The 5,260-nt window shown below is 70.1% G+C and carries 6 protein-coding genes and 1 tRNA gene; 4 read left to right on the top strand and 3 right to left on the bottom strand.

The annotated features are described in order from the left end of the window. Window positions 1-93: 93 nt before the first annotated feature. Window positions 94-327, bottom strand: a complete 234-nt coding sequence (gene chpH / locus ACFWR9_RS42350) for a chaplin ChpH (protein ID WP_383852928.1) — start codon at window positions 325-327, stop codon at window positions 94-96. 169 nt (window positions 328-496) lie between these two features. Next, entirely contained in the window at window positions 497-1,822 is a 1,326-nt protein-coding gene (locus ACFWR9_RS42355; protein ID WP_383852931.1) for a M20/M25/M40 family metallo-hydrolase, read from the bottom strand. 163 nt (window positions 1,823-1,985) lie between these two features. Here ACFWR9_RS42355 and ACFWR9_RS42360 point away from each other — a divergent pair. After that, a tRNA-Leu gene (locus tag ACFWR9_RS42360) sits at window positions 1,986-2,073 on the top strand. A 53-nt stretch (window positions 2,074-2,126) separates the two neighbouring features. Beyond that, window positions 2,127-2,498, top strand: coding sequence for a YchJ family protein (locus tag ACFWR9_RS42365; RefSeq protein ID WP_383852933.1), 372 nt, complete (start codon window positions 2,127-2,129; stop codon window positions 2,496-2,498). Between the two features lie 18 nt (window positions 2,499-2,516). Here the strand turns inward: ACFWR9_RS42365 and ACFWR9_RS42370 are convergent, their stop codons facing one another. After that, window positions 2,517-3,218: a FadR/GntR family transcriptional regulator gene (locus tag ACFWR9_RS42370; protein WP_122617343.1), complete on the bottom strand. Its 702-nt coding sequence runs from the start codon at window positions 3,216-3,218 to the stop codon at window positions 2,517-2,519. Window positions 3,219-3,355: 137 nt separating this feature from the next. Between ACFWR9_RS42370 and ACFWR9_RS42375 the strand changes: the two genes are divergently transcribed. Together ACFWR9_RS42375 and ACFWR9_RS42380 are read left to right on the top strand one after the other, a co-directional pair. After that, window positions 3,356-3,883, top strand: a complete 528-nt coding sequence (locus ACFWR9_RS42375; protein ID WP_383852936.1) for a gluconokinase — start codon at window positions 3,356-3,358, stop codon at window positions 3,881-3,883. Between the two features lie 46 nt (window positions 3,884-3,929). Next, a partial coding sequence (locus ACFWR9_RS42380; protein WP_383852939.1) for a GntP family permease occupies window positions 3,930-5,260 on the top strand: 1,331 nt, incomplete at its 3' end.

Here is a 5,260-nt window from a genome sequence, read left to right on the forward strand (position 1 = left end):
GGGGGGGGGCGGGGGTCCCGGGGGGCCAACGGTGGGCGGGGCCCCCCCCCCCGGGGCCGGCGGACTCGGACCCTCATGGGGCGAGGCGCAACGTCACTTGTTGACGCAGGTGTTGCCGAAGGCGGGGTTCAGCAGACCGATCACGGAGATCGTGTTGCCGCAGACGTTCACCGGAACGTGCACGGGAACCTGAACGACGTTGCCGGAAAGGACACCGGGCGAGTGCACGGCGGCACCCTGCGCACCGGAGTCGGCGACGGCCATGCCCGCGCTCGCGAGAACCAGACCACCGGTGGCTGCCGCGGCGGCGACGACCTTCTTGAGCATTGTTCCTCCTAGTTGGAAAGGCGATCCCAGCTTGCTGATCGCATTACCTGTAACGAGGAGGGAGTAATGAGGCTACGAGCTTATGAGCGCATTCACTCGTCCCGGTCGATGTCCGCACGCGCGGCCGAATACCGTCGCGTGCGGAGCCCGTTAACCCGAGGGGGGCGGTTCAGGAGGCGTCGATGAAGCGGTCGAGCACCCGCACGCCGAACTGGAGTCCCTCCACCGGCACCCGCTCGTCCACCCCGTGGAACATGCCCGCGAAGTCCAGTTCCGGCGGCAGCTTGAGGGGTGCGAAACCGAACCCCCGGATGCCCAGGTCGTCGAAGGACTTCGCGTCCGTGCCGCCGGAGAGCATGTAGGGGATCGCCTTCGCGGCCGGGTCCTCGGCCACCAGCGCGGACTGCATCGCCTCGACGAGCGCTCCGTCGAAGGTCGTCTCGACGGCCTTGTCGGCGTGCACGTCCTCGCGCAGCACCTTCGGGCCGAGAATCCGGTCGAGGTCGGCGAGGAACTCCTCCTCGTGCCCGGGCAGGAAGCGCCCGTCCACGTGCGCGGTGGCCGCGCCCGGAATGACGTTGACCTTGTAGCCGGCCCCCAGCTGCGTGGGGTTGGCGGTGTTGCGCAGGGTCGCGCCGATGAGCTTGGCGATACCGCCGAGCCTGGCGAGCGTGGCCTCCATGTCGTCCGCGTCGAGTTCGATGCCCATCGCGTCGCCCAGTTCGTCGAGGAACGCCCGGGTCGTCTTGGTCACGCGGATCGGGAACGTGTGCCGGCCGAGGCGCGCGACGGCCTCGGACAGCTCGGTGATCGCGTTGTCGCGGTGGATCATCGACCCGTGCCCGGCGGTGCCGGCCACGGTCAGCTTCATCCAGTGCATGCCCTTCTCGGCCGTCTGGATCAGGTAGAGGCGGCGCTGCTCGCTCACGGTGAAGGAGAAGCCGCCCACCTCGCTGATCGCCTCGGTGACGCCCTCGAAGAGGTCGGGGTGGTTGTCCACGAGGTGCCGGGCGCCGTACGTGCCGCCGGCCTCCTCGTCGGCGAGGAACGCCAGCACGATGTCGCGCGGCGGCCTGCGCCCGCTGCGCAGCCGGTCGCGGACGACCGCGAGGGTCATCGCGTCCATGTCCTTCATGTCGACGGCGCCGCGGCCCCACACGCAGCCGTCGGCGACCTCGCCGGAGAAGGGGTGGTGGGTCCAGTCGTCCGCGTTGGCCGGGACGACGTCGGTGTGGCCGTGGATGAGCAGCGCGGGCCGGGACGGGTCCTCGCCCTCGATCCGGGCCACCGTGGAGGCTCGTCCGGGGTGGGACTCGAAGATCCGCGGTTCGAGTCCCACCTCCGCGAGCTTCTCCGCGACGTACTCGGCGGCCTTGCGCTCGCCCGGCCCCGAGTGGTCGCCGTAGTTGCTGGTGTCGATCCGGATCAGCTCGCGGCAGAGGTCGACGACCTCGTCCTCGCCGGTGACGCTCCTGGCCGTGCCCGAGTCGCTCACGTGGTTCCTCCCGCTGTCACTGCTGGTGGGTCCCTGCTGGTGGGTCGCTCTCATCCTCTCTCTCCGGGCGCCCGTGCCCAAGAAGGGGGTGATCGGCCACCCCGGAAAGCCTGGTAATGTTTACGTCGTCGCCGCGGGCAACGCCCCGCGCGGCAGACACCTTGTCCGGGTGGCGGAATGGCAGACGCGCTAGCTTGAGGTGCTAGTGCCCTTTATCGGGCGTGGGGGTTCAAGTCCCCCCTCGGACACCAGCTGAAACCCCTGCTGAGCAGGGGTTTTCTGCTTTTCCTCTACAGTGGTCGCCATGACCACCCCTCCCTGCCCCTGCGGGCGGTCCGAGCCGTACGAGAGGTGCTGCGGGCGTTTCCACGCCGGGGCCGCCGCCCCGACCGCCGAGGCCCTGATGCGCTCGCGCTACAGCGCCTTCGTGAAGGGGGACGCGGGCTATCTGCTGCGCACCTGGCATCCACGGACGCGGCCCGCGCGGCTCGACCTCGACCCGGGCATGCGGTGGACGGGCCTGGAGATCCTGGCCACCACCGGCGGGTCCGCCTTCCACTCCACCGGCACCGTGACGTTCCGGGCCTCCTACCGCGGCGGCTCACTGCACGAGCGGAGCAGCTTCGAGCGGGTCGGCGGGGCGTGGGTGTACGTCGACGGGGAGTTCCAGGAGTAGACGCGCTGCCGCGACGCGCTACGGCGCCAGGATGTCCAGCTCCTGCAGCGCGCCGACGGTGATCTCCCGGGTCAGCCGCTCGGCGCGCTCGGCGTCCCGGGCGCGCACCGCCTCGGCGACCTGGACGTGCAGGGTGACGGCGGCCGGGTCGGGGTCCTCGAACATCACGTCGTGGTGGGTGCGGCCGGCCAGGACCTCGGCGACGACGCCGCCGAGGCGGGCGAACATCTCGTTGCCCGAGGCGGTGAGGATGACGCGGTGGAAGGCCACGTCGTGGAAGAGGTACTCCTCCAGCCGGTGCCCGCGCGAGTTGGCGACCATGCCGAGCGCGCACTCGGTCAGCTCGGCGCACTGCTCGGGCGTGGCGAGCCGCGCCGTCAGGCCCGCCGCGACCGGCTCGACCGCCGACCTCAGTACGGTCAGTGAGCGCAGCTGCCGGGGGCGTTCGGCGCCGGCCAGGCGCCAGCGGATGACCTGCGGGTCGTAGACGTTCCACTCGCACTCGGGCAGGACGGTCACGCCCACGCGGCGGCGCGACTCGACGAGGTGCATGGACTCCAGGACCCGGACGGCCTCCCGCATCACGGAGCGCGACACCTCGAAACGCTGCGCGAGTTCGTCCGTGCGCAACACGCTGCCCGCAGGGTATTCGCCCGCTGTGATCGCGGGACCGAGGGTGTCCAGTACGCGGCCGTGCAGCCCCCGGCCCGGTGTGCTCATGCACTCAGCGTACGGGGCGCGTCACGGGAATAAAAAGTCAGACTTATATGTCACAGACTCTTGAATTCGTCGTACCTAATGGGTTTCAGTTGCGTCGACATCACGTGTCGACGAAGACAGCAGACAGCGAGAGTGCGATGCAGCGACTGCACACCCCCCATGTCGTCGTGGTCATGGGCGTAGCGGGCACCGGGAAGACCACCATCGGCCCCCTGCTCGCGGCCCGGCTCGGCGTTCCCTACGCCGAGGGCGACGACTTCCACCCGCCGGCCAACATCGCCAGGATGACGGCCGGCACCCCGCTCACGGACGAGGAGCGCCGGCCGTGGCTGGACGCCATCGGCGGCTGGGCCCACGGGCGTGCGGGGCTCGGTGGGGTGGTGAGCAGTTCGGCGCTCAAGCGGTCGTACCGCGACCGGCTGCGAGCCGCCGCTCCCGGTGTCGTCTTCGTGCATCTCACGGGCAGCCGTGAGCTGATCGAGGACCGGATGGCGCACCGGCAGGGCCACTTCATGCCGACGGCCCTGCTCGACTCCCAGTTCGCCACGCTCCAGCCGCTCCAGTCGGACGAGGCCGGGGTCGCGGTGGACGTCGCCGGTACGCCCGAGGAGATCACCGAACGGGCGGCGAGCGCCCTGAGGGACCTTCCCGAGCCGGTCCTGTAACCCCCCGCACCGTCCCCCGAATCCCCATCACCGCAAGGAACCCACCGTGACCAGACTCAGCGTCGAGATGCTGGCAGCGGACACCGTCGAGCCGATCACCTCGGCCGGCCACGCCCAGCTGGGCATCGCCGTGCTCCTCGGCATCGCCGTCATCGTGCTGCTCATCACCAAGTTCAAGCTGCATGCCTTCCTGTCGCTGACCATCGGGTCACTGGCGCTCGGCGCGTTCGCCGGAGCGCCGCTGGACAAGGTCATCACCAGCTTCACCGCCGGGCTCGGCTCCACCGTCGCGGGCGTCGGCGTGCTGATCGCCCTCGGCGCGATCCTCGGCAAGATGCTCGCCGACTCCGGCGGCGCCGACCAGATCGTGGACACCATCCTCGCCCGGGCGACCCCCAGGTCGATGCCGTGGACGATGGTGCTGATCGCCTCGGTCATCGGACTGCCGCTGTTCTTCGAGGTCGGCATCGTGCTGCTGATCCCGGTCGTGCTGATGGTCGCCAAGCGCGGCAACTACTCGCTGATGCGGATCGGCATCCCGGCCCTCGCCGGTCTCTCCGTCATGCACGGCCTGGTCCCGCCGCACCCCGGCCCGCTGGTCGCGATCGACGCGCTCGGCGCCAACCTCGGCGTGACCCTCGCGCTGGGCGTGCTGATCGCCATCCCGACGGTGATCATCGCCGGTCCGGTGTTCTCGAAGTACGCGGCCCGCTGGGTGGACGTCCCCGCTCCCGACCGCATGATCCCGACGCGCGCCTCCGAGGACCTGGAGAAGCGCCCGGGCTTCGGCGCGACGCTGGCCACGATCCTGCTGCCGGTCGTGCTGATGCTGCTCAAGGCGCTCGTCGACATCATCGTCGACGACCCGGAGAACGTGGTGCAGCGCACCTTCGACGTCATCGGCAACCCGCTGATCGCCCTGCTGGTCTCCGTGATCGTCGGCATCTTCACGCTGCTGCGGCCCGCCGGGTTCGGCAAGGACCGGCTGTCGGGCCTGGTCGAGAAGGGCCTCGCGCCCATCGCCGGCATCCTCCTGATCGTCGGCGCGGGCGGCGGCTTCAAGCAGACGCTGATCGACTCCGGCGTGGGCCAGATGATCCTGGAGATCTCCAAGGACTGGTCGATCCCGGCACTGCTGCTGGCCTGGCTGATCGCGGTGGCGATCCGGCTGGCGACCGGTTCGGCGACGGTGGCGACGATCTCGGCGGCCGGTCTGGTCGCACCGCTCGCGGCCGACATGTCGACCACGCACGCGGCTCTGCTGGTCCTGGCCATCGGCGCCGGCTCGCTCTTCTTCAGCCACGTCAACGACGCCGGCTTCTGGCTGGTGAAGGAGTACTTCGGGCTGAACATCGGCCAGACCATCAAGACCTGGTC

The sequence above is a fragment of the Streptomyces sp. NPDC058534 genome (assembly GCF_042717365.1).
GTDB lineage: Bacteria > Actinomycetota > Actinomycetes > Streptomycetales > Streptomycetaceae > Streptomyces.